20 protein-coding genes are annotated in these 23,360 nt (G+C 75.4%); 16 read left to right on the forward strand and 4 right to left on the reverse strand.

Annotated features, from left to right (window positions below):
• Positions 1 to 46: 46 nt before the first annotated feature.
• From ACFU9A_RS10890 to ACFU9A_RS10910, 5 genes are all read left to right on the forward strand, one after another.
• Positions 47 to 1,468 carry a PP2C family protein-serine/threonine phosphatase gene (locus ACFU9A_RS10890; protein ID WP_430575233.1) on the forward strand — a complete coding sequence of 474 codons (1,422 nt, stop codon included), beginning with the start codon at positions 47 to 49 and terminating at the stop codon, positions 1,466 to 1,468.
• Complete coding sequence (locus tag ACFU9A_RS10895) at positions 1,465 to 2,676, forward strand: ATP-binding protein (RefSeq protein WP_430575234.1); 1,212 nt, start codon at positions 1,465 to 1,467, stop codon at positions 2,674 to 2,676. The genes ACFU9A_RS10890 and ACFU9A_RS10895 overlap by 4 nt, the downstream gene beginning before the upstream one ends.
• An 81-nt stretch (positions 2,677 to 2,757) precedes the next feature.
• Positions 2,758 to 3,198, forward strand: a complete 441-nt coding sequence (locus tag ACFU9A_RS10900; protein ID WP_430575235.1) for a response regulator — start codon at positions 2,758 to 2,760, stop codon at positions 3,196 to 3,198.
• A 100-nt stretch (positions 3,199 to 3,298) separates the two neighbouring features.
• Positions 3,299 to 4,237, forward strand: coding sequence for a proteasome assembly chaperone family protein (locus ACFU9A_RS10905; RefSeq protein ID WP_430575236.1), 939 nt, complete (start codon positions 3,299 to 3,301; stop codon positions 4,235 to 4,237).
• Positions 4,238 to 4,414: 177 nt separating this feature from the next.
• Complete coding sequence (locus tag ACFU9A_RS10910; protein ID WP_079576248.1) at positions 4,415 to 4,618, forward strand: cold-shock protein; 204 nt, start codon at positions 4,415 to 4,417, stop codon at positions 4,616 to 4,618.
• Positions 4,619 to 4,687: 69 nt separating this feature from the next.
• Here ACFU9A_RS10910 and ACFU9A_RS10915 read toward each other — a convergent pair whose 3' ends face one another.
• The gene (locus ACFU9A_RS10915) at positions 4,688 to 5,524 is read right to left on the reverse strand and encodes a spermidine synthase (protein WP_430575237.1); all 837 of its coding nucleotides are present in this window, start codon (positions 5,522 to 5,524) and stop codon (positions 4,688 to 4,690) included.
• A 298-nt stretch (positions 5,525 to 5,822) separates the two neighbouring features.
• On the opposite strand from ACFU9A_RS10915, the gene ACFU9A_RS10920 reads away from it, so the two are divergent.
• Genes ACFU9A_RS10920 through ACFU9A_RS10930 form a run of 3 tightly spaced genes read left to right on the forward strand, consistent with a single transcriptional unit; the run spans position 5,823 to position 7,965 of the window.
• Entirely contained in the window at positions 5,823 to 6,218 is a 396-nt protein-coding gene (locus tag ACFU9A_RS10920) for an SAV_6107 family HEPN domain-containing protein (RefSeq protein WP_430575238.1), read from the forward strand.
• Positions 6,215 to 7,492, forward strand: coding sequence for a DNA polymerase IV (locus ACFU9A_RS10925; RefSeq protein ID WP_430575239.1), 1,278 nt, complete (start codon positions 6,215 to 6,217; stop codon positions 7,490 to 7,492). Before ACFU9A_RS10920 ends, ACFU9A_RS10925 begins: the two co-directional genes overlap by 4 nt.
• A 38-nt stretch (positions 7,493 to 7,530) precedes the next feature.
• Positions 7,531 to 7,965, forward strand: coding sequence for a DUF3040 domain-containing protein (locus tag ACFU9A_RS10930; RefSeq protein WP_430575240.1), 435 nt, complete (start codon positions 7,531 to 7,533; stop codon positions 7,963 to 7,965).
• A 204-nt stretch (positions 7,966 to 8,169) separates the two neighbouring features.
• Here ACFU9A_RS10930 and ACFU9A_RS10935 read toward each other — a convergent pair whose 3' ends face one another.
• Genes ACFU9A_RS10935 through ACFU9A_RS10945 form a run of 3 tightly spaced genes read right to left on the reverse strand, consistent with a single transcriptional unit; the run spans position 8,170 to position 12,957 of the window.
• Positions 8,170 to 10,410, reverse strand: coding sequence for a transglutaminaseTgpA domain-containing protein (locus tag ACFU9A_RS10935; RefSeq protein ID WP_430575241.1), 2,241 nt, complete (start codon positions 10,408 to 10,410; stop codon positions 8,170 to 8,172).
• The gene (locus tag ACFU9A_RS10940; RefSeq protein WP_430575242.1) at positions 10,407 to 11,837 is read right to left on the reverse strand and encodes a DUF58 domain-containing protein; all 1,431 of its coding nucleotides are present in this window, start codon (positions 11,835 to 11,837) and stop codon (positions 10,407 to 10,409) included. The genes ACFU9A_RS10935 and ACFU9A_RS10940 overlap by 4 nt, the downstream gene beginning before the upstream one ends.
• 10 nt (positions 11,838 to 11,847) lie before the next feature.
• Positions 11,848 to 12,957: an AAA family ATPase gene (locus ACFU9A_RS10945; protein WP_430575243.1), complete on the reverse strand. Its 1,110-nt coding sequence runs from the start codon at positions 12,955 to 12,957 to the stop codon at positions 11,848 to 11,850.
• Positions 12,958 to 13,369: 412 nt separating this feature from the next.
• Between ACFU9A_RS10945 and mraZ the strand changes: the two genes are divergently transcribed.
• The 8 genes from mraZ (at position 13,370) to murD (ending at position 23,355) form a co-directional block, all read left to right on the forward strand.
• On the forward strand, positions 13,370 to 13,804 hold the full coding sequence (gene mraZ, locus ACFU9A_RS10950) for a division/cell wall cluster transcriptional repressor MraZ (RefSeq protein ID WP_430575380.1): 435 nt from the start codon (positions 13,370 to 13,372) through the stop codon (positions 13,802 to 13,804).
• A gap of 187 nt (positions 13,805 to 13,991) precedes the next feature.
• Positions 13,992 to 15,029, forward strand: coding sequence for a 16S rRNA (cytosine(1402)-N(4))-methyltransferase RsmH (gene rsmH / locus ACFU9A_RS10955; RefSeq protein ID WP_430575244.1), 1,038 nt, complete (start codon positions 13,992 to 13,994; stop codon positions 15,027 to 15,029).
• Positions 15,026 to 15,481 carry a hypothetical protein gene (locus ACFU9A_RS10960; protein ID WP_430575245.1) on the forward strand — a complete coding sequence of 152 codons (456 nt, stop codon included), beginning with the start codon at positions 15,026 to 15,028 and terminating at the stop codon, positions 15,479 to 15,481. The genes rsmH and ACFU9A_RS10960 overlap by 4 nt, the downstream gene beginning before the upstream one ends.
• A gap of 134 nt (positions 15,482 to 15,615) precedes the next feature.
• Positions 15,616 to 17,607 carry a peptidoglycan D,D-transpeptidase FtsI family protein gene (locus ACFU9A_RS10965; protein ID WP_430575246.1) on the forward strand — a complete coding sequence of 664 codons (1,992 nt, stop codon included), beginning with the start codon at positions 15,616 to 15,618 and terminating at the stop codon, positions 17,605 to 17,607.
• A 96-nt stretch (positions 17,608 to 17,703) separates the two neighbouring features.
• A complete protein-coding gene (locus tag ACFU9A_RS10970; RefSeq protein WP_430575247.1) occupies positions 17,704 to 19,344 on the forward strand; it encodes a UDP-N-acetylmuramoyl-L-alanyl-D-glutamate--2,6-diaminopimelate ligase in 1,641 nt (546 codons plus the stop codon).
• Entirely contained in the window at positions 19,341 to 20,801 is a 1,461-nt protein-coding gene (murF, locus tag ACFU9A_RS10975) for a UDP-N-acetylmuramoyl-tripeptide--D-alanyl-D-alanine ligase (protein ID WP_430575248.1), read from the forward strand. The genes ACFU9A_RS10970 and murF overlap by 4 nt, the downstream gene beginning before the upstream one ends.
• Positions 20,798 to 21,880, forward strand: a complete 1,083-nt coding sequence (gene mraY / locus ACFU9A_RS10980) for a phospho-N-acetylmuramoyl-pentapeptide-transferase (protein WP_430575249.1) — start codon at positions 20,798 to 20,800, stop codon at positions 21,878 to 21,880. Before murF ends, mraY begins: the two co-directional genes overlap by 4 nt.
• The gene (gene murD / locus ACFU9A_RS10985) at positions 21,877 to 23,355 is read left to right on the forward strand and encodes a UDP-N-acetylmuramoyl-L-alanine--D-glutamate ligase (RefSeq protein ID WP_430575250.1); all 1,479 of its coding nucleotides are present in this window, start codon (positions 21,877 to 21,879) and stop codon (positions 23,353 to 23,355) included. The genes mraY and murD overlap by 4 nt, the downstream gene beginning before the upstream one ends.
• Positions 23,356 to 23,360: the final 5 nt, after the last annotated feature.

Here is a 23,360-nt window from a genome sequence, read left to right on the forward strand (position 1 = left end):
CGCCGGGCTCCGGCCGTGCGGGGGCGGCCGGGCTAGGATCTGGCCCATGAGCAGCGGCGACGTCCTGCGAGCAGGGTCCGAGGGACCCGCCGAGGACGCGACGGCGACCGTGCTCCTCGTCGAGGACGACGACGGGGACGCGCTGCTCGTCACGGAGCTGCTCGACGACGCCGACGTGGCGATCGTGCTGCGGCGCGCCCGGTCGGTCGCCGAGGCCGTGGAGGCCCTGTCCCGGCCGGGCGGCTCGCCCGGCGTCGACTGCGTCCTGCTGGACCTCGGGCTGCCCGACGCCGTCGGGCTCACGGCCGTGTCCCGGCTGCGCGAGGTCGCCGAGCGCGTGCACGACGTGCCCGCGCTCGTCGTGCTCACCGGCCTCACCGGGGGCGACCAGGGGCTGCAGGCCGTCGCCGCGGGCGCCGACGACTACCTGGTCAAGGGCGAGACCGACGCCGGGCTGCTCGGCCGGTCGCTGCGCTACGCGCTGCAGCGCCGCCGGTCCGCCGCGCAGCAGCGCGCGCTGTACCGCAGCGCGGTCCGGGCGGAGGAGACGGCGCGGCTGGAGCGCGCGCTGCTGCCCAACCCGCTCGTGGGCGACGAGCGCGTCTCGGTCATGGTGGGGTACCTGCCGGGCGGCGGCGGCCTGCTCGGCGGCGACTTCTTCGACACGGTGGAGCGGCCGGACGGGAGCGTGCTGTCCGTGGTCGGGGACGTCGCCGGGCACGGACCCGACGAGGCGGCCCTCGGGGCCACGCTCCGCACGGCCTGGCGCACGCTCGTGCTGACCGGGACCCCGCCCGAGCACGTCCTCGAGCAGCTGGAGCGGGTGCTCCTCACGGAGCGGGCCCGCCCGGAGGTCTTCGTGACCCTGGCCCAGGTGGTGGTGACGCCCGACCGGTCGGGCGTCGACCTCTACCTGGCGGGGCACCTGCCGCCCCTCCTCATCACGGGGCCGGTGGGGGACCTGAGCTGCGAGCTGCTGGCGCCCACCGGCCGCGGGCGCGCTCTGGGCGTGCCCGTCGAGGGCGGGTGGCACCCGCGCCGCATCGACCTCGACGGACCGTTCGCGCTCATGCTGTACACCGACGGGCTCGTCGAGGCCGAGGTGAACGTGGGCGCGCCGCAGCTCGCGGCCGACCCGGTCACGGGGGAGCCCTCGGTGGACGGGCTCGGCCGGGACGCGCTCGGGCTCGTCGCGCTCCAGGGCGGGGGCGCCCCGCTGGGCCCGCTGCGCCGGCGGGTGCCCCGGCTCGGGCAGTCCGGGCTGCACGACCTCGTCGCCGACGACCTGGACCGGCACGGGATCGTCGGCGTCGTCGAGCGCGTGCTGCGCCGCGTGCGCGCGCTGCACGGAGGCCCCCTGACCGACGACGCGGCCCTCCTCGTGCTCGGCTGGACCGGGCGCGACACCCCGTACCTGGGCGAGCGGTCCTCGACGCTCGCCGACTCGGCCGAGTGGGCCCGCCCGTGAGGCGCGAACGACCGCTGCACGACATCGTCCTGCGGCTGCTGCTCGTCGTCGGCGCGGTGCTGCTCCTCGCCCTCGCCGTCGCGCTGGTGGCGATCCAGCGGTCCCTCTCGCTGCTCCGGGTCGGGGCCGGCGACGAGGCGATGGACGCGGCACACGCCTGGAACCGTGCCCTGCTCGTGGTGGTCCTCGTCCTGGTGCTGCTCGTGGTGCTCATGGGCTGGTTCATGTGGCGCGCCCTGCAGCGCGGGGTGACGCGGCCGCTCGCGCGGCTGGCGGACTCCGTGCGGGCCGCGGCCTCCGGGGCGCACGACCACGAGATCCGGGTCGAGGGCACGGGCGAGGTCGCGGCGCTCGCGGCGGACGTCGAGCACATGCGGCGGGAGCTGGTGGCGCAGGTGGCGGAGGTGCGCGCGTCGCACGAGGAGACGGAGCGCACGCACGCGCAGCTCGCCCAGCAGGCGCGGGAGCTGGCCCGGTCCAACCAGGAGCTCGCGCGCTCGAACCGCGACCTGGAGCAGTTCGCCTACGTCGCGTCGCACGACCTGCAGGAGCCGCTGCGCAAGGTCGCGAGCTTCACCCAGCTGCTGCAGAAGCGGTACGGCGAGCAGCTGGACGACCGGGCCGACCAGTACATCGCGTTCGCCGTCGACGGTGCGCTGCGCATGCAGCGGCTCATCCAGGACCTGCTGAGCTTCTCGCGCGTGGGGCGCTCGGGCGGTCCGAAGGAGGACGTCGACCTCGGGCAGATCCTCGAGCAGGTGCGGCACGACCTGGGCGAGCGCATCGCCGAGGCGGGTGCGGAGGTCACCCACGACCCGCTGCCGGTGGTGCACGGCGAGCGGGCGCTGCTGGCGATGCTGCTGACCAACGTGGTGGGCAACGCGGTGAAGTTCCGCGACCCGGAGCGGCCTCCGCGCATCCACGTGTCGGCGCGCCGCCTGCCCGGCCCCGAGGCGGGCTGGGAGATCTCCTGCGCGGACAACGGGATCGGGATCGACCCGCAGTACGCGGACCGCGTCTTCGTCATCTTCCAGCGGCTGCACCCCAAGGACGTCTACACGGGCACCGGCATCGGGCTCGCCCTGGTCAAGCGGGTGGTCGAGCACCACGGCGGGAGCGTCTGGCTTGAGCCGTCGGAGGCCGGCGGGACCACTGTCCGCTGGACCCTGCCCCACGGTGACGAGGCGACCGGCGCCGTCGTCGGTTAGGCTCGGGGCACGTCGCTGACCTGCGACGACGCACCTGGAGTGCGCCCCGACCGGGGAGCTCGACGACGGCGAGGAGTGGCGATGGCGGACCAGCAGGCGGGTATCGAGGTCCTCCTCGTCGAGGACGACCCGGGCGACGTGCTCATGACGCGCGAGGCGTTCGAGGAGCACAAGGTCGTCAACCGGCTCTCGGTGGTCGCCGACGGCGTGAGCGCGATGGCGTACCTGCGCAAGGAGGGCGAGCACGCGGACGCCGCCACGCCGGACCTGATCCTGCTCGACCTCAACCTGCCGCGGATGGACGGCCGCGAGGTGCTCGCCGCCGTCAAGGCCGACGAGCGGCTCAAGCACATCCCGGTGGTCGTGCTCACGACCTCGGAGGCGGAGGAGGACGTCCTGCGCTCGTACTCGCTGCACGCGAACGCGTACGTGACCAAGCCCGTGGACTTCGACCGGTTCATCCAGGTGGTCCGCCAGATCGACGACTTCTTCGTCACGGTGGTGCGCCTCCCGCGCCGTTGAGGTCGACCCCGGCGGACGGGAAGGATCCTGGCGGCGGGACGGTTGTGACTCGTGCGGGTGCGAGCCCGCCGGCGTGAGCCGGAACCCGAGGAGGAGACCGTTGCTGGACCCGCAGAGCATCTACGAGGTCGACGAGGCCGCCGTCGAGCGCGTCCTGCCCCGCCGTGGGCCCGACGCCCCGCCGACCGCCGACGGACCCGTGCTGCTGCACGCCCTCGACGGGTTCGTCGACGCCGGCTCCGCGGCGGAGGTCGCCGTGGAGCACGTCACCGACGAGCTGACCACCACCCGCCTCGTGACCTTCGACGTCGACCGGCTGCTGGACTACCGCTCCAAGCGGGTCGGCATGACGTTCGACGCCGACCGGTGGTCGTCCTACGACGAGCCGTTCCTGGTGATCGACCACGTGGCGGACCGCGAGGGCACCGGCTTCCTCCTGCTGCACGGGTCCGAGCCGGACCTGCAGTGGGAGCGCGTCGTCGCGGCGGTGAAGGGGCTCGTCGAGCGGTTCGACGTCTCCCTGACGGTCGGCTTCCACGGCATCCCGATGGGCGTGCCGCACACCCGCCCGCTGTCGTTGACGGCGCACGGCACGCGCCCGGGGCTGGTCGAGGACTACACGTCGTTCTTCGGGACGGTGCGCGTCCCGGGCTCGCTGGCGGCGCTGCTCGAGTACCGCCTCGGCGAGGCGGGGCACGACGCGATCGGCTTCACCGTGCACGTGCCGCACTACCTGGCGCAGTCCCGTTACGCCCCGGCGGCGGTGGTGGCGCTGCGGCACGTGGAGCGCGCCACGGGCCTGGACCTGGCGACCGGCCTCCTGTCCGAGGCCGCGGCCGACGCGACCATCGAGGTCGAGAAGCAGGTGGGCGAGTCCACCGAGGTCAAGGCCGTCGTCAGGGCGCTCGAGGAGCAGTACGACGCGTTCACGCGGTCGGTGGGGCGCCCGAGCCTGCTCGCCGAGCAGGCGCCGCTGCCCACGGCGGAGGAGCTCGGCGCGGAGTTCGAGCGGTTCCTGGCCCAGCAGGACGACGACTGACGCCCGCAATCGGCGTTCCGCGGCATCCGCGGCATATCCGTGGCACGTCGGTGTGGTCCATGCCACACTGACCGCGTTGCAGAGGCGTTCCCCGCCGGATCGCGGCGGGGGCCTGTGCGGCGACGGGTGGCCGCCCGGTGTGCCCGTGACCGCGTGACGGAAGGTCGAAGGATCAGCATGGCGCAAGGTTCTGTGAAGTGGTTCAACTCCGAGAAGGGCTTCGGCTTCATCGCACAGGACGACGGCGGCGCCGACGTCTTCGTGCACTACTCCGCGATCCAGTCGCAGGGGTACCGCTCCCTGGAGGAGGCCCAGCGGGTCGAGTTCGAGATCACCCAGGGTCCCAAGGGTCCGCAGGCGGAGCAGGTCGTCCCGCTCTGAGTCCCCGGCTCGTCTGACGACGGCCGCGTCCCGACGGCGGGGCGCGGCCGTCGTCGTGCGCCGGGAGGTTCAGGCGCCGGCGAACCGCGCCAGCTCGTCCCCGACCAGGAGCCGTGCGGGGACGGGCAGGCTGCGCAGGCGGCGCGCGAGCGCGGCGTCGTCCAGGTCGAGCGGCGTCGGAGGTGCTCCGCCGGTGCCGTCGCCGTCCTCGCCGTCCGTGGTCTCGCCGTCGGGCACGGACCGCACGGCCACGAGGACCACGTTGCCGTAGCGGCGCCCCTTGAGGATGGCGTGCTCGGCGAGCACGCCGAGCCGGCCGTCCTCCATCGCGTCGGGGCCGAACGCGGCGGCCAGGTGGCCGACCTCGCGGCGTGCGAGGTGCAGCGGCGGTCGGTCCGCGCAGTTCGCCAGCAGCACGCCTCCGGGCCGCAGCACGCGGTGCGCGGCGGCGGCGAAGCCGGCGTCGGCCAGGTGGTCGGGGGTGCGGTCCCCGGCGAAGACGTCGCGCACGACGACGTCGAACGACCCCGGCGCCAGGGAGGCGAGGGCGTGGCCCGCGTCGTCCGCCCGCAGCCGCAGCCGGGGCGCCCGCGGCAGCGCGAACCAGCCGCGGACGAGCTCGAGGAGCCGGGCGTCGACGTCGACGCCGAGCTGGCGCGAGTCCGGGCGCTCGTGCTCGACGTACCGGGCCAGCGCGCACCCGGCCGCGCCGAGGTGCAGCACGCGCAGCGGGCCGGCGGGCAGGCCGGCCAGCACCGCGGCCATCTGCTGCATGTACTCGAAGGACAGGAAGCCGGGGTCGGCGAGGTCGAGGGCGGAGCTCGGCACGCCGTTGACGTGCAGCGTCACGCGGTCCGGGTGGTCGGGGTCGCGCTCGACGCGGGCCGTGCCCGTGTCGATCGGCACCTCGCCGTCCGGGAGTGTCGGTGCGTCGGTGGATGCTGGGTGGCGTCGGCCGGACCGGCGGTCGGGGCGGGAGCCGCCTCGGGAGGTGCGGGACATGGGCCCAGTCTCCCCGTTCGGCGGCCGGCGCCGGACCTCGGGTCCGGCGGTTGACAGGAATCGAACAGGTGTTCGACACTGGTCGGACGCGGGGAAGGCCGCGGAGCACGGGAGGTGCAGGATGTCGGCTCGCACGGGATCTGCCAGGGCGACGGGCGGTCGTGGCCCGGCCGGCGTGGGCGTGCTGCCCCCGAGCCCCGAGGTGACGAGGCTGCTGGACCGCTCGGACGCCGAGCTCGCCGAGGCGTCGACGGCGACCGACCCGGCGGACCGGTTCGTGCACGCGCACCTCGCCGCTCTGCGCGCGGCGGCCGCGGTCGTCGCGCTGCGGGGCCGCCCCTCGTCGCGATCCCGGGCGCGGTCGGTCTGGGACATGCTGGCGCTCGTGGAGCCGGACCTCGCCGCCTGGTCCGGGTACTTCGCCTCGGGGGCACGGGTGCGGGCGGCCGTCGAGGCGGGGCTCGAGCCCGAGGTCGACGCCCGTCGTGCCGCGGAGCTGGTCGCGTGCGCGGAGGACTTCCGCGACGAGGTCGGCCTGCTGGTCGACCCCCGCGCCGGGTTCGCCCGGCCGCTCGCGGTCGCGCCGGCGGCGTCGTGAGCAGAGGCCCGCGGTCCGCGGAGGCGTTCCGCGACTGGGGCTCGGACGAGTCGGGCACGTCCGTGCTCCACGTCGACATGGACGCGTTCTTCGCGTCCTGCGAGCTCGTGCGCCGGCCGGAGCTGCGCGGGCGGCCCGTGATCGTCGGCGGCCGGGAACGGGGCGTGGTCCTCGCGGCGACCTACGAGGCCCGGGCGTTCGGGGTCCGGTCGGCGATGTCCATGGCGGCAGGGCTGCGGCTGTGCCCGCAGGCGGTCGTCGTGCCCCCGGACCACCGGCTGTACCACGACGTGTCCGAGTCGGTGATGGAGCTGTTGTCCACGATCACACCGATCGTGGAGCGGATCTCCGTCGACGAGGCCTTCCTCGACGTGAGCGGGGCGCGCCGTCGGCTCGGGCCGCCGACGCGGATCGCGGCGCGGCTGCGCGAGCAGGTCCGCGCGGAGCACGGGATCACGTGCTCGGTCGGCGTCGCGCAGAACAAGTTCGTCGCGAAGCTCGCCTCGACCCACGCCAAGCCCGACGGGATGATGCTGGTGCCGGCGGACGCCACGGTGTCCTTCCTGCGCACCCTGCCGGTGGGCGCGCTGTGGGGCGTGGGGGAGAAGACGGAGGCGGCGCTCGCCCGGTGGGGCATCACCACGGTCGCGGAGCTCGCCGACACCGACGTGCCCACCCTGCAGGCGGCGATCGGGTCCGTGGCCGGTGCGCACCTGCACGATCTGGCCTGGGGGCGGGACCCGCGGCCCGTCGTCCCGGGGCACGAGGAGCGCAGCGTGGGGGCGGAGACCACGTTCGAGCGCGACCTGTGGGACCTGGGCGAGGTGGAGCAGCGGATGCTGCTCCTCGCGGACCGTGTCGCGGCCAGGATGCGTCACCAGGGCGTCGTGGCGCGCACCGTCGCGGTCAAGGTGCGCACCAGCGACTTCCGCACGCTGACCCGGTCGCGCACGCTCGCCGGGGCCACCGACGTCGCGCGGGAGATCTACCTCGTCGCGCGGGAGCTCCTGCATGCCGCGGACCTGCGCGGGCTGCCCGTACGGCTGATCGGCGTGCGCGGAGAGAACCTGCAGGTCAGGTCCGGTCTGGCGGAGCAGGTGACCCTCGACGAGGCCGTGGATCCGCGCCAGGAGGCGCGGCGGGAGGCCGAGCTGGCCCTCGACGCGGTGCGGGAGCGGTTCGGGAGCTCGGCGATCACGCTCGGTGCCGCCTCGGGTCGCCGCCGAGGTTCACCCTCGTCGACTACCGCGCCGGGCAGCGCGGGCATATCCTGAGGGCGTTACCGTTCCACCGCGAGACCCGGGGGGACTCGATGCCACTGTCCGAGTACGAGCAGCGAGTGCTGGAGCAGATGGAGCGCGCGCTGAGCAGCGACGACCCCCGTCTGGCCAACACCCTGCAGCAGGCGCGCCGCCGGTCGCCCCTGCGGTATGTCCTGGCCGGCGTAGGAGTCGTCGCGGGGCTGTTGCTTCTCGTGCTCGGTGCCGCGCGGTCGGAGGCCTGGGTCGGCGTCGCCGGCTTCGTCCTCATGTTCGCCGGAGTCGCGTACGCGTTCGCTGCGCCCCGCCGGTCGAAGTCCGGCCCCACAGGCGTCGTCCGCCCCGATGGCACCGTCGACCCGTCGACCAATCCCGACCGGGCGCGCGCCGGTCAGACGGCCCCCCGCCCCGCCCCCGCGGCGAAGAAGGAGGGCTTCCTGTCCCGGCTCGAGGAGCGTTGGGAGCGACGTCGCGACCAGGGTCGCTGAGGCCCGGCTCCGGGGCGCCGCGCCGGCGTCCGGCACCGCGCACCACCTGAACACCGCGAGAGCCCGACCGGTCCACCGACCGGCCGGGCTCTCGCGTGTCCTGGCACGTGCATCCCCGGGCCGGGGACCCGGAGGCCGGAGTCCCGACGAGGTCGGTCCGGACGGGTGCCGTCGGGCTGGAGGGACCTGACCGGCTTCGCCGGGTCAGCGTGCGCCGAGCGTCTCGCCGAGCCCTGCGGTCACGGTGTCGGTGAGCCGTTCCAGCTCGTCCTGCTCGGGGGCGTCGGGCTCGCGCGCGTACCGGCTCGACTCGGCCGCTCCGGCGAGCGTCGTCAGGTCCTCGAGCACCTCGGGTGGCAGGGCCCGGCCGGACCTGGCGGTCACCGCGGAGGCGATCGCCTCGGGCGCGCGGCGGAGCGTCGTGTCCGGCGGGAGGCGCACGCCCTCGGACGCGAGGGCGGCGAGCACCTGCTGCCAGGCGAGCTCGGGGTCCAGGTCCTGCGAGGCGCGTCGGCGTCGTGCCAGGAGGAACACCAGCCCGCCGGCGAGCAGGACGATGAGGGAGCCGGCCGTGATCCACACCCAGGCGGGGAGCCCGGTGTCGACGATCGGCGTGGCGGTCACCGCGGTCGAGGCCGTGGGCGTCGCGTCGTCCGTGGCGGTGGCGTCCGACGTGGGCCGGTGGTCGCGGAGGTCGTTGGACGTCGGCGCCGGCGCGGGCTGCCCCTGCACGCGCGGTGTCGTGTACGACGGCGCGGAGCCGGTCTGCTGCGCCGGGGTGGGCTCGAACCGTACCCACCCGCTGCCGGGGAAGTAGACCTCGGGCCAGGCGTGGGAGTCCTGGCCGGTGATCTCCCAGGTGGTGTCGCCGGTGCGGTCGCCGGGCAGGTAGCCCACGGCGATGCGCGCGGGGATCCCGAGGGACCGCGCCATGACCACCATCGTCGTGGCGAACTGGATGCAGTACCCCGTGCGGTTCTGCAGGAAGTCCCAGACCGGGTCGCCGGTGCCGCCGCGCGGGATCGTCGTCGAGTAGGTGAACCGGGTCGGGTCGCGCAGCCAGCGCTGCAGGGCCACCGCCTGGTCGTACACCGTGTCGGCGTCGTCGACCACCTCGCGCGCCGCCTGCTCCACGTCCGCCGCGTGCGCCGTCTCCGGCACCTGCGTGTAGATCGGGTCGAGGTCGGCGGGCGGGGCCTCCCGCAGCCGGTCGGGGGTCAGCTCGCGCTCGTGCACGGTGAGCGTGTAGGAGTCGCCGGCGCCGGTGAGGCCGCCCACGACCTCGTCGCGGACCGGGTCGTAGCCCCAGCTCCCGCCCGCGTCCTGGGCGTCGACCGCGCGGGGGTCGATGGAGAGGGGGAGCTTGTCGTCCCGCAGCTCGCCGACGTCGAGGGCCACCGAGCGGACGGGGCCCTTCCCCGACGGCGGGTCGTCCGGCCACAGGACGTCGTCGGCGGTGAAGTCGCGGCCGGCGCGCTCCTCCCCGCGCTGCCAGCGGCGCCCGTCGAAGGCGGTGGCGGTGTAGCTGCGCAGGGGGCCGACGTCCGCGTCGGACCCGGTGTCGTAGGTGAGGACCACGGAGCTCGAGCGCTCGGTGAGGCTGCGCAGGATGTCGAGGTCCTCGGAGAGCCGGATCGTGTCGCCCGTGGTCGTGAAGGCGCGGTACCAGCCGGCGGGCCCGCCGGGCAGGGCGGCCGACGCGCTGCCGACGAGGCCCGCGACGATGGCGAGGACGGCGGCGGCCGCCGTCGTGGCCACGGCGCGGGAGCGCTCCGCGCGCCGCACCGGGGCGGGGGTGCGTTCCTGCCGCCGCGTGCGCGCCGCGAGCGGCCCGTCGAGGGTGAGGAGCAGCAGGAGGGCGGTGACGGTCACCACGAACACGCCCCACGGGACCCGTCCGGTGAGGACGAGGGGAGGCGCCCAGAGGGCGAGGAGCGGCAGGCCCACCGCGGCGGGCCGCCGCAGCGCCCCCGCGATCGCGTCCGCGAGCAGGAGCACCACGAGGGTGCCGCCCACCGCGAGCAGGCCGATCGGCACGCTGCCGGCGACGGGGGCGACCTCCGTGCGCGCGATCTCGCCGGCCTCGCCCAGCCTGGCCACCACGCGCGCGACGTGCTCGGGAGTGACGAAGAACGTCGGGTCGGCCGTGGGCCCGCCGAAGCGGGCCAGCACGAACCACGCGGCGACGACGCTGCCGAGGAGGCTGGGCCACGCGGACCCCGTCTCGCGGGCGCGGCGGCCCCGGGCGCGGGCGCGCCGCTCGAGGACCACCCGCGTCGTGACCGTCGTCGCGCTGACGAGGACGATGCCCACCAGCCCGGCGCGCGTCCAGCCGCCGGGCACCACGATGCTGGTGAGCGCGAGCATCGACGCCGCGACGGCGACGGCGACGAGCACCCCGGAGGCGATGGTGCGGGCGGTCGGGCCCGCGTGGGCGGGGATCATGCGATCCCCTCGGCGAGCAGCGCCCAGGCGCGGTCGGGCGGCGTCCCGGGCGGGCAGGTCGCGACCCGCCAGCCCGCGGCCCGCAGGTCGCCCACGACGGTCTCGGCGCCCGTCGGCGCGGCGGCGTCGCGCGTGCGCGCCTCGGGGGCGGCGACGACGAGCGCCCAGCAGGTGCCCTCGACGCCGAGCTCGGCGATCTCCCGCAGGGCCGCCCCCGGCTGCGACCCGAGCACCGCCACGAGCACCTCGTCCTGCGACCGGTTGGCACGGAGGGCCCGGACGGTCTCCAGGACGGCGCGCTCGGCGTCGGCCGCGCCACGATGCCCGTGCAGGTCGACGGTCGAGTCGAGGATCGTCGCGCGGCCGGTACGGGCGCCGGCCGCGAACGGCACGGGCGCGGGACCGGTGCCCGTGGGCACCAGGCGGGCGGGGTGCCCCGCCTCGAGGAAGGACACGGCGATCGAGGCCGCGAGCTCCACGGCCAGCTCGCCCTCCGCGTGCGTGCGGACGCCGCGCGAGGACGGCCAGACGCCGGTGCGGGGGTCGACGGGCGGCGGGAGGAGGGACCGGTCCAGGAGCACCGTCACCGGCCGCACGCCGGCGCTCTCGTCCGCGCGGACCATGAGCCGGCCCTGCCGGGCCGAGCCGGCCCAGTGCACGCGACGGGGGTCGTCGCCGGGGACGTACTCGCGGAGCACGGAGTCGTCGGTCGAGGCGAACCGTGCGCCGGTGGCGGCGCGGTCGACCTCGCCGAGGACGCGGGTCCGCGTGGGCAGCTCGACGGTGCGCGGCCAGACGGCCACCTTCGTGGCGACGCCGAGGGGCTGGGTCGTGCGGACGAGCCCGAAGGCGTCGGTCCTCGTGGTGAGCAGCGGGCCGAGCGGCCAGCGCCCGCGCCGCGAGGGGGTGAGCGCGTAGGAGACGGCGATGCGGTCCGGGTGCGCCGTCACGCGGGCGCGGATGCCGTGCGGCCCCGCGAGCTCGTGCGCCGCCTGCTCGGAGAGCTTGAGCCGCGCGAGCCGCTCGTAGGCGGCGCCGGTGCGGGCCCGGGCGCCCACGACGAGGCGGACGGACGCGATCTGGTCGCGCACCACCGGGTTCGGCGTGAGCTCGCGGGTGACGACGAGGGCCCCGCGGCCGGCGTCGAGCCGTTGCGTGCCCATGAGCGCCCACGCGAGCAGGACCGCCAGCACGGCGGCCGCGCCGAGTCCCACGACGTCGGGCAGCTCGAGGAACGCCCCGAGGGCCGCGAGCACGAGGCCCGCGACCAGCAGGGCCGTGCCGCGGCGGGTCGGGCGGACCCGGGTGAGGCGGCGCATCGCGGGGTGCGCATCGTCCCGCGGGGCGGTCCCCGGGGAGGTCGGGCCGGTCGCGCCGGCCTCGGCACGGCCCGGGTTGGGCCGGACGGCGGCGTCGTCGCCGGTCATGGTCGGTGCCCTACCGGCCGCGCGAGGGGCGTGCGTACGACCCGGCGGGCGGGAGCGCGGACACCGCGCGGCCGCCGGGCACGTCCGTGCGCCGGACGATCTCCTCGACGACGTGCTCGGGCGTCACGCCGCCGAGCCGGGACTCGGTGCTGAGGATGAGCCGGTGCGCGAGGACGGGGACCGCCAGGCCCTGGACGTCATCGGGGAGCACGTGCTCGCGGCCCGCCATGGCGGCGACGGCCTTCGCCGCGCGCAGGAGCTGCAGCGAGGCGCGCGGGGACGCGCCCAGGCGCAGGCCCTCGTGGCCGCGCGTCGCGCCGACCAGGTCGAGGACGTACTGCTTCACGGGCGCTGAGGCGTACACGGCGCGCACGACCTCGGCGTACCGCACCATGTCGTCCCCCGTCGTGACGGGAGACAGGTGCGCGAGCGGGTCGGCGGACTCCTGCCGGTCGAGCATCTGCATCTCGGCGTCCGTGTCGGGGTAGCCGACCGTGAGACGGGCCATGAAGCGGTCGCGCTGCGCCTCGGGCAGCGGGTACGTGCCCTCCATCTCCACGGGGTTCTGGGTGGCGACGACGAGGAACGGTCGCGGCAGCACGTGCGTGGTGCCGTCGATCGTCGTCTGGCCCTCCTCCATGCACTCCAGGAGCGCCGACTGTGTCTTCGGCGAGGCGCGGTTGATCTCGTCGCCGATGACGACGTTGTTGAACACCGGGCCGGGCCGGAACTCGAAGTCGTGGGTGGCCGTCCGGAAGATGTTGACGCCCGTGAGGTCGCTCGGCAGCAGGTCGGGGGTGAACTGGATGCGCCCGACGCGGCAGTCGATGCTCCGGGCCAGCGCCTTGGCGAGGGTCGTCTTGCCGACTCCGGGGACGTCCTCGATCAACAGGTGACCCTCGGCGAGGAGGACGGCGACGGTGATCTCGGCGAGGCCGGGGCGACCCGAGACGACGGAGTCGACCGCCTCCCGCACCCGCGTGGTGGCGGCGACGAGCGCGTCGAGGTCGCGTGCCAGGGCGACCGGGTCGGCCCCTTCCGCGCGGAGGCCCCGAGCCGCGGTGCCCTCCGTCTCCGTGCGTGCGCCGGCGAGCGTGGGGGAGACGGGTTCTGGGTGCACGGGTGACCTCCGGTTCACGTGCTCGTGACGGTCCTCGCAGCCTAGTGGAATCGCGGCCCACCGTGATCACGATCACTCGGTTCACCCGCTCCACGTTCCTCCACGACCCGCCCCGCGACCGCCGTGGCGGCCACGGAGGGGCGCGGGAGCCGCATCACCCCGCCCCTGTCAGCGTGTGCGGCGCCGGCGGCGGCGCGGTTCCTCCACCGCCCTCCACCGGGCCCTCCACCACGCTCCGGAGCCCTGACCTGGGGCGATGTGTGCGGACTGTGAGGGGAGCGGGTGAGATGGGGAGAACTGCCCGTCCTTTGCCGCGCCCGGTGGAGCAAAGTGGAGTAGCGTGGAGGATGCGGGAGCGCGAGGGGAGGTGCGAGCCGTGGCAGGTCTGGAGGACACGTTTCCGGGAGCCGGGCTGCTGCTTGGCACCTACACCCCCAAGCTCGACGAGAAGGGCCGCCTGATCCTCCCCGCGAAGTTCCGGGCCCGACTCGCTCCCGGCCTCGTCATGACGAGGGGGCAGGAGCGCTGCCTCTTCCTCCTCCCCATGGACGAGTTCGGCCGCATGTACGAGCAGGTGCGGCAGGCTCCCGTGACCAGCCGGCAGGCGCGCGACTATCTCCGCGTGTTCCTGTCGGGTGCGAGCGACGAGCTGCCGGACAAGCAGGGGCGGGTCGTCATCCCGGCCGCCCTGCGCGCGTACGCCGGTCTCGACCGGGACGTCGCCGTGATCGGCGCCGGGACCCGCGTGGAGATCTGGGACCGGAGCACCTGGGAGACCTACCTGGCCGAGCAGGAGTCGTCGTACTCCGAGACGTCCGAGCAGATCTTCCCCGACCTGCAGTTCTGACCGACCACAACCGCACAGCAGCACCGGCGCCCTCCACGGGGCGTCACCGGGCCCCGCACGACGAGGCCTCCTCCCGCAAGGGTCTGGCGCACTTCCCCGGCGCCAGAACGGCGCGGAGGGAGACCTGGCCGGGCGGGGCCCGAGCACCACAGGCAGACGAACGACGATCGACGAGAGGGGGCCACCGATGACGACACCGGACGACGCGCGGCCGACGGGCGACCGCCACCTGCCCGTGCTGCTCCAGCGGTGCGTGGACCTCCTCGCGCCCGCGCTCGCCGAGCCGGGCAGCGTGCTGGTCGACTGCACGCTGGGCATGGGCGGGCACACCGAGGCCGTGCTGGAGCAGGTCCCCACGGCCCGGGTCGTGGGCATCGACCGCGACACGCAGGCGCTGCGGCTCGCGGGGGAGCGGCTGGGCCGGTTCGGCGAGCGGTTCACGCCCGTGCACGCGGTCTACGACGAGATCGGCGACGTCGTCGCGGACCTCGGGCTCGACGGCGTGCAAGGCGTCCTCATGGACCTCGGGGTGTCCTCGCTCCAGCTGGACGAGGCCGACCGCGGCTTCGCGTACGCGCAGGACGCCCCGCTCGACATGCGGATGGACCAGACGCGCGGCGTGACGGCCGCCGACGTCCTCAACACCTACGACGAGCGCGCCATCGCGCGGCTGCTGCGGGAGTACGGCGAGGAGCGGTTCGCGCCGCGCATCGCCCGGTCGATCGTGCGGCGCCGCGAGGAGCGCCCCTGGGAGCGGACGGGCGAGCTCGCCGACCTGGTGCGCGCGTCCATCCCGGCCGCCGCACGGCGGACGGGCGGCAACCCGTCGAAGCGGACGTTCCAGGCCCTGCGGATCGAGGTGAACGGCGAGCTCGAGGTGCTCGAGCGTGCCGTCCCGGCCGCGATCGAGGCCCTGGCCGTCGGCGGGCGGATCGTCGTCGAGGCCTACCAGTCCCTGGAGGACCGCATCGTGAAGCGGGCCCTGGCGCGGGGGACGACGTCGAGCGCCCCGCCGGGCCTGCCCGTCGAGCCGGAGACGCACAAGCCGTACCTCGAGGCCCTCACCCGGGGCGCCGAGGAGGCCGACGAGGCGGAGCTGGAGCGCAACCCGCGCGCTGCCTCGGTGCGCCTGCGCGCCGCGCGCCGCGTCCGCCCCACCCCCGACCACCTGCGCACGACCACGCGTCCGACCACGACGCGCACCACCAAGGAGGACCGCCGATGAGCGCCCTGCGTGCCCCCGCCACCCCCGGGACCCGTCCCGCCGCGGCACCCCGCCGCGCGCCGCTGACCTCGCTGCCGGGCGGTGCGGCCGACCGGGGGCGCCGGCTCGACGCGGTCCGGGCCCCGCTCCAGGCGACGTCGGGCGTGCCCTTCCTCGTGCTGTGCGCGCTCATCCTGGCCGGGGCGCTGCTCGCGGCCCTGCTCCTGAACACCACGATGGCGCGCGGGTCCTACGAGGCGGCGCGGCTGCAGGCCCAGGTCGGCCAGGTCGCCCAGGACGTGCAGGGCAAGCAGGAGGACCTGCGGGCGGCGGAGGCGTCCCTCGCGAAGCGGGCGACCGACCTCGGCATGGTCCCGGCGCAGGACCCGACGATGATCAGCATCGAGAAGCGCGCCACCGTCGGCATCGGCGAGGGTGGCGCGAAGGCGGGCGGCACCGCCGGGTCCCGGTGAGCGAGCGGCGCACGTCCTCGTCCTCGTCGTCGCGCGGCGCGGGTCGTGGATCGGGGCAGGGATCGACGGCCGGGCGTGCGACACGCCCGGCCTCGGGTCGCCCGGGGCGGGCGGCCGCCCCGCAGACTCGAGGAGTGAGCTCCTCCCGCACCTCGTCCGGCACCTCCGCGCGGTCCGCGGGCCGCAACGCGAACCCGGCGACGCCGCGGGGCGCGTCCGGGACGTCGCGGGGCGCCGGCGGCCGGCCGACGACCGCGCGGCGCACGGGCTCGAGCGCCGTCCGACCGGCAGGCGGGCGTTCCCCCGCCCGTGGCTCCGGGACCCCGCCGCGCCCGCGTCCGGGCTCCGGGACCCGGGGCGGCCCGGGCGACCCGAGCCGCCGGCAGCGGTGGATCATGGTCCTGGCGGCGCTCGTCCTGACCGTGTTCGTCGGGCGGCTCGTCCAGGTGCAGATCTTCCAGGGCCCGGCCCTGGCGGCGAAGGCGCAGAAGGAACGGACCACGCAGTCGGTCGAGATCGCGCACCGCGGGGACATCGTCGACGCGAACGGCCGCGTGCTCGCGACCTCGGTGGACCGCTACACGATCTCGGCCGACACCAAGGCGATCCAGGGCTTCCGCGGCGGGCAGCGCGCGGACACGGAGACGGGGAAGGCGGTCCAGGACGGCGCGCTGGGGATCGCCCAGCTCCTCGCTCCCGTCCTCGACGCCCAGCCGGCCGAGCTCGCCGCGAAGCTGAACGGCAACGACCGGTACGTGATCCTCAAGCGGGACGCGGTCCCGGAGATGCAGCGGGCCGTCACCAAGCTGCAGCTGCAGGCCTACATCCGCACCGACCTCACGTCGCGCCGCACGTACCCGGCAGGGGTCGTCGCCGGCACGCTGGTGGGCTACGTCGACCGCGACCAGGTGGGCCAGGGCGGGCTCGAGCGCGCCTACGACGACGTGCTCGCGGGCACGGACGGCAAGGTCACCTACGAGCGCGGCCGCGACGGCGTCCAGATCCCGAACTCCGAGCAGGACTCCACCCCGGCGGTCCCGGGGAGCGACGTCCGTCTCACCATCGACTCCGACGTGCAGTGGAAGGCCGAGGAGCTCATCGACGACGCCGTGTCGTCGTCGGGCGCGAAGTACGGCATCGCCGTGGTGCAGGACGTGCGCAACGGCACCGTGCTGGCGGTGGCGGACTCGGGGGACGTGGACCCGAACGACCGGTCGACGTCGGCGGTGGCCAACGGCTCGCGCGCCGTGAAGGACGTGTTCGAGCCCGGGTCGACGGGCAAGGTCATCACGATGGCCGCCGCGCTGGAGGGCGGCTACTGGAAGCCCGACAGCCAGTTCACGGTGCCGTACCGCTACACCGCCCCGAACGGCGAGACGTTCAAGGACTCGCACGAGCACCCCGTGCAGCAGCTCACGCTCGCGGGCGTCCTGGCGCACTCGTCGAACACGGGCACGGTGCAGATCGGCGAGAAGATCCCCGAGCAGGTCCGGTACGACTACCTGCGCAAGTTCGGGTTCGGGGAGCAGACGGGGCTGGGTCTGCCGGGGGAGTCCGCCGGCATCCTGCCGAGCAAGCAGAGCTTCGCGCACGACGCCCGCACGCCGTACACGATCCTGTTCGGCCAGGGCGTGGCCGTCAACGCGATGCAGGCCACGCAGGTCTTCTCCACGGTCGCGAACGGCGGCGTCCGGGTCGAGCCCAGCATCTACGCCGGGACCACGGCGCCGGACGGCACGTTCACGCCCGCGGCGGCCCCCCAGAAGACCCGCGTGATCTCGGAGAAGACGTCGACCTCCCTGATGCGCATGATGGAGTCCGTCACGGGGGAGGAGGGCACCGCGGCCAACGCGCGGGTGCCCGGCTACCGCGTCGCCGGCAAGACGGGCACCGCCCAGATGTGGCTGCCCGGCGGCGGGACCACCTACATGGCGTCGTTCATCGGCGTCGCCCCGGCGGAGGACCCGCGCTACACGGTGTCCGTCTTCCTGCGCAGCCCGCAGTCGTCGATCTACGGCGGCGTGGTCGCCGCGCCGGTGTTCAGCGACCTCATGGGCTACACCCTGCAGAAGATGGACGTGCCCCCGAGCACGAAGCCGTCCGACCCCTACGACCTCACCTGGTGAGCCCGGCGCCGATCGCCCGCGGGGCGGCCGTGACGGTCGTCATGCCCGGCACGTCCCGTGCCGGGCGGGCAGCGAGCAGACGGTAGGTTCTTCTCCGTGACATCCCCGCTTCCCCGTATCCGGCCCGCGGGCACGACGCCCCGACGGGTGCGGGACCTCGCCCTGACCTTCGGGCTCGAGGTGACGACGCCGGCAGGACCGCAGGACGGGCCCCGGACGCAGGTCCCCGCCGACGTCGTCGTCACCTCGGTCGCGTCCGACAACCGCGTCGTCGCCGACGGCGACCTGTTCGTCGCGCTCCCGGGAGCCCATGCGCACGGCGCGCGGTTCGCCGCCGACGCGGTGTCGCGCGGCGCCCGCGCCGTGCTCACCGACGCGGCCGGCGCCGCGGCCCTCGCGGCCGGGCCGGACGCGCTCGACCGCGCGGTGCCCGTGCTCGTCGCCGGGGACCCGCGCGCGGTCCTCGGCCCCGTCGCGGCGTGGGTCTACGGCGAGCCGGCCGAGCACCTCATGACGTTCGGCGTGACCGGCACCAACGGCAAGACCACCACGACCTACCAGGTGGACCACCTCCTGCGCGCCCTGGGCTGGACGGGCGGCCTGATCGGCACGGTCGAGATGCGCGCGGGCGACCGCGTGCTGCCGAGCCGGCTGACCACGCCCGAGGCCGCCGACCTGCAGGCGCTGCTCGCCGCCATGTGCGAGGACGAGGTGCGCACGCTGGCGATGGAGGTCTCGTCGCACTCGCTGTCCATGCACCGCGTGGACGGCATCGAGTTCGGCGTCGTCGGGTTCACCAACCTCAGCCAGGACCACCTCGACTTCCACGGCGACCTGCAGTCCTACTTCGCGGCGAAGGCGTCGCTGTTCACGCCCGAGCACGCACGCCGCGGCGTCGTCGTGGTCGACGACGTGTGGGGCGAGCGGATGGCGGCGGCCGCGCAGGTGCCCGTCGCGACGCTGCGGACCCGCGCGGCCCGCGACGGCGAGGCCGGCGCGGACTGGACCGTCACCGACGTCGCCCCGCACGGCACCGGCTCGGCCTTCACGCTCACGCACGCCGACGGGCGCTCCCTGCGCACGTCGACCTCGCTGCCCGGCGCCTTCAACGTGGCGAACGCCGCGCTGGCCGTCGCGATGGTGCTCGAGGGCGGCGCGCACGTCGAGGACGTCGCCGAGGCGCTCGCCGGCGCGGACGGCCTGTCGGCCGTGGTCCCCGGCCGCATGGAGGTCGTCGGGGCGGGCGGCGACGGGCACCCGCGCGTCGTCGTGGACTTCGCGCACAACACCGAGGCCCTCGAGCTCGCGCTCGCCGCGCTGCGCCCGACGACGGCCGGCCGGCTGGTCGTCGTCTTCGGCGCGACCGGTGACCGGGACAAGGGCAAGCGGCCCGCGATGGGCGCCGCAGCCGCCGCCGGCGCGGACGTCGTCGTCGTGACCGACGACGACCCGCACGGCGAGGACCCGGCCGCGGTGCGCGCCGTGGTGCTCGAGGGCGCCCGCGCGGCGGCGGACGCCGCCGGCGCGGCGGGGCGCGACGTCGTGCTGAGCGAGGTCGCGCCCCGCGCGGCCGCGATCGAGACCGCCGTCCTCGACGCGGGTGCCGACGACACGGTCCTGGTCGCGGGACGAGGCCACGAGACCATCCAGGAGGTCGCGGGGGTCGACCTCGAGCTCGACGACCGGGAAGAGGCCCGCCGCGCGCTGCAGCGGCGGCACGAGAGGACGACCGCATGATCGCGCTGACCGCCGCCGACGTCGCCGAGGCGACCGGGGGACGGCTGCACGCCGCCGCCGACACGCCGGTGACCGGGCCCGTCGAGGTGGACTCCCGCCGCGTCGGGGCCGGGAGCCTGTTCGTCGCGCTCCCGGGCGAGCGGGTCGACGGGCACGACTTCGCCCGCGGCGCGGTCGAGGCCGGAGCCACGCTGGTCCTGGCCGCCCGTGAGCTCGAGGGCGTGCCGACGGTCGTGGTCGACGACGTGCAGGCCGCGCTGGGCGACCTCGCCCGCGCCGTCCTGGCGCGCGTGCGCGCCGGGGGCGACCTGCGGGTCGTCGCGGTCACCGGCTCCGTGGGCAAGACGACCACCAAGGACCTGCTGGGCCAGCTCCTGGCCGACCTGCTGCCCGAGGGCGTCGCGCCCGCCGAGGCGCTCGTGGTGCCGACGGGCTCGTTCAACAACGAGGTGGGCCTGCCGCTGACCGTCCTGCGGGTCACCGCGGCCACCCGGTACCTCGTCCTGGAGATGGGCGCCGACGGCCCCGGCAACATCGCGTACCTCACCCGGGTCGCGCCGCCCGACGTGGGCGTCGTGCTCGCCGTCGGCGTCGCCCACGTGGGCAAGTTCGGCTCGGTCGAGGCGATCGCGGCGACCAAGGCCGAGATGGTCTCGGGCGTCGTGCCCGCGGGCACCGTCGTGCTCAACGCCGACGACCAGCGGGTCGCGGCGATGGCGTCGCTCGCGACGCCGGAGCACACCGTCACCACCTTCGGCACCATCTCGTCGGCCGACGTGCGCGCCGCGGACGTGGAGGTCGACACCTCCGGCCGGGCCCGGTTCGGCCTCGTCGTCGGCGGAGCGGACGCGACCCCGGTGGAGCTGCGGCTCGTCGGCGCGCACCACGTGAGCAACGCGCTCGCGGCGGCCACCGTCGTCCTCGCCCTCGGGGGCACGGTGGAGGCGGTCGCGGCCGGGCTGTCGCGTGCGACGCCCGTCAGCCCGCACCGGATGGCCGTCACCGAGCGTCCTGACGGCGTGACCGTCGTGGACGACGCGTACAACGCGAACCCGGACTCGATGCGCGCCGCGCTGCGCGCGCTGGCCGTCATGGCCGGTCGGTCGCGCCGGTCGGTCGCCGTGCTCGGCGAGATGCTCGAGCTGGGGGACGGTGCGCGCGCCGCGCACGACGCGATCGGCCGCCTCGTGGTGCGATTGAACGTCAAGCTGCTCGTCGTCGTCGGCGACGGGGCGTACCACATCCACGAGGGAGCCATGCAGGAGGGTTCCTGGGGAGAGGAGTCGGTCTTCGTGCCTGACCTCGACGCCGCGCGCGCGGTGCTCGCCGAGGCGCTCGAGCCCGGCGACGTCGTCCTCGTGAAGTCGTCCCTCGGGTCCGGGCTGTGGGAGCTCGGCGACGAGCTCGCCGCGGGTGGTCCGGCGTCCGCCGAACCCGCCGTGGAGGTCGCCCCGTGATCGCGATCCTGGTCTCGGCCGGCGTCTCCGGGCTCGTCGCGCTCTTCGGGACGCCCCTGTTCATCCGGTTCCTCATCCATCGCAACTACGGCCAGTTCGTCCGCCAGGACGGTCCGACGGCACACTTCACCAAGCGCGGCACCCCGACGATGGGTGGCGTCGTCATCATCGCCGCGGCGCTCGTCGGCGTGGCGGTGTCGATGCTGGTCGCCGGCCGGCCGCCGAGCGCGTCCGCGCTGCTGTGCCTCTACCTGATGACCGGTCTCGGCGTGGTCGGCTTCCTCGACGACTTCACGAAGATCCGCAAGCAGCGGTCGCTGGGCCTGACGCCGAAGGCGAAGATCATCGGCCAGGGCTTCGTCGGGATCAGCTTCGCGGTGCTGGCCCTGCAGTTCCCGAACGCGAACGCCCGGACGCCCGCGTCCACGCGCATCTCGTTCCTGCGGGACACCAACCTCGACCTGGCCTTCGCCGGCGTGACGGTCGGGCTGATCCTCTTCGTGGTCTGGGCGAACTTCCTCATCACGGCCTGGTCCAACGCGGTGAACCTCACCGACGGCCTGGACGGCCTGGCCACCGGTGTGTCGATCATCGTCTTCGGCGCGTACGTCCTCGTGTGCATCTGGCAGCTCAACCAGTCGTGCCAGCGGCTCGCGGCGGCCGGGCCGCGCTGCTACGAGGTGCGCGACCCGCAGGACCTGGCGATCGTCGCCGCGGCGGTGGCGGGCGCCTGCATCGGCTTCCTGTGGTGGAACGCCAGCCCCGCGAAGATCTTCATGGGCGACACCGGGGCGCTCGCCCTCGGCGGCGCCCTGGCCGGCATCTCGATCCTGTCGCGCACGGAGATCCTCGCCGCCATCATCGGCGGGATGTTCGTCATCATCGTGATGTCGGACGTCATCCAGATCGGCTTCTTCAAGATGACCGGCAGGCGCGTGTTCAAGATGGCGCCGCTGCACCACCACTTCGAGCTGTCCGGGTGGGGCGAGGTCACGATCGTCATCCGGTTCTGGCTCATCGCGGGCCTGTTCGCCGCGCTCGGCATGGGCATCTTCTATGCCGAGTGGGTGGCCACGTGACGCAGCCGGTCCCCGCGACCCTGCCGGACGGCGCGCGCGTCGTCGTGGCGGGTCTCGGCGTCACCGGCCGGGCGGTCGTCGAGGCCCTCGCCGGCCGGGCGGGCTCGGTCGTGACGGTCGACGGCCGGGCCGCCGACGCCGACGTGCGCGACGCCGACGACCCGGCGACCGCGGCGCGGCTGGTCGCGGAGGCGGACCTCGTGGTCGCGTCGCCGGGGTGGGCGCCGCGCGCGCCCCTGCTCGCGGCGGCGCGCGCCGCGGGCGTCCCCGTCTGGAGCGAGGTGGAGCTCGCCTGGCGGCTGCGGGTCGACCGCACGCCCGGTCCGGACGGCGCCGGCCCCGAGGAGCGCCGCGGGCCCGCGCCCTGGCTCGCCGTCACGGGCACCAACGGCAAGACGACCACCGTCGAGATGCTCGCGTCGATCCTCGCCGCGGCGGGCCTGCGCGCGGCGGCCGTCGGGAACGTCGGCACCCCTGTCGTCCAGGCCGCCCAGGACCCCTCGCTCGACGTCCTCGCCGTCGAGCTGTCCAGCTTCCAGCTGCACCACACGCTCAGCACGTCGTTCGAGGCGGCCGCGGTGCTCAACGTCGAGGCCGACCACCTCGACTGGCACGGCACGCTCGAGGCGTACGCCGCCGACAAGGGCCGGATCTACACCCGCGCCCAGCGGGCGTGCGTGTACAACCTGGCGGACCCGCGCACCGAGGAGCTCGTGCGCGACGCCGATGTGACCGAGGGCGCGCTCGCCGTCGGGTTCACGCTCGGTGCCCCCGGCCCCGGCCAGCTCGGCGTCGTGGAGGACGTGCTCGTCGACCGCGCCTTCCACGCGGCGCCGGGCGCCCGCGACCGGCAGCGCACCGCTGCCGAGCTGGGCACCCTCGCCGACCTGGCACACCTCGCCCCGGGCCCCGAGGGGAGCGCCGTGCCCGCGCACGTCGTCGCGAACGCGCTGGCCGCGGCCGCGCTCGCCCGCGCCCACGGCGTGTCGCCCGCCGCCGTGCGGGACGGCCTGCGGGCCTTCCGGCCGGGGGCGCACCGCATCGCCCGGGTGCGCGAGCTCGACGGCGTGGCCTGGGTGGACGACTCCAAGGCGACGAACGCGCACGCCGCGGCGGCCTCGCTCGCCGGCTTCCCCGCGGGGACGGTGGTGTGGGTGGCCGGAGGCCTGGCCAAGGGGGCGTCGTTCGACGCGCTGGTCGCGGACCGTGCCGACCGCCTGCGCGCCGCCGTGGTGATCGGCGTCGACCCGGAGCCGATCCGGGGCGCGCTGGGCCGACACGCCCCCGAGGTCCCCGTCGTCGTGGTCGATCCCGGCGACACTGGGTCCGTGATGCGGCGCGCGGTCGCGGCGGCACGGGACCTGGCACGGCCGGGCGACACCGTGCTGCTGGCGCCCGCCGGTGCGTCGCAGGACCAGTTCGCCTCCTACGCCCGGCGCGGGGAGGCGTTCGCCACGGCCGTGGCGGAGCTGTAGGCGGC

Origin of the sequence: Isoptericola sp. NPDC057653 (assembly GCF_042799955.1) — a bacterium.
GTDB lineage: Bacteria > Actinomycetota > Actinomycetes > Actinomycetales > Cellulomonadaceae > Isoptericola.

Bases quoted from the DNA above. Each gene is read 5' to 3' on its own strand.
- ACFU9A_RS10890 (WP_430575233.1), top strand. From the start codon at position 47: ATGAGCAGCGGCGACGTCCTGCGAGCAGGGTCCGAGGGACCCGCCGAG.
- ACFU9A_RS10900 (WP_430575235.1), top strand. From the start codon at position 2,758: ATGGCGGACCAGCAGGCGGGTATCGAGGTCCTCCTCGTCGAGGACGAC.
- ACFU9A_RS10910 (WP_079576248.1), top strand. From the start codon at position 4,415: ATGGCGCAAGGTTCTGTGAAGTGGTTCAACTCCGAGAAGGGCTTCGGC.
- ACFU9A_RS10930 (WP_430575240.1), top strand. From the start codon at position 7,531: ATGCCACTGTCCGAGTACGAGCAGCGAGTGCTGGAGCAGATGGAGCGC.
- ACFU9A_RS10935 (WP_430575241.1), bottom strand. From the start codon at position 10,410: ATGATCCCCGCCCACGCGGGCCCGACCGCCCGCACCATCGCCTCCGGG.
- ACFU9A_RS10940 (WP_430575242.1), bottom strand. From the start codon at position 11,837: ATGACCGGCGACGACGCCGCCGTCCGGCCCAACCCGGGCCGTGCCGAG.
- rsmH (WP_430575244.1), top strand. From the start codon at position 13,992: ATGACGACACCGGACGACGCGCGGCCGACGGGCGACCGCCACCTGCCC.
- ACFU9A_RS10960 (WP_430575245.1), top strand. From the start codon at position 15,026: ATGAGCGCCCTGCGTGCCCCCGCCACCCCCGGGACCCGTCCCGCCGCG.
- murF (WP_430575248.1), top strand. From the start codon at position 19,341: ATGATCGCGCTGACCGCCGCCGACGTCGCCGAGGCGACCGGGGGACGG.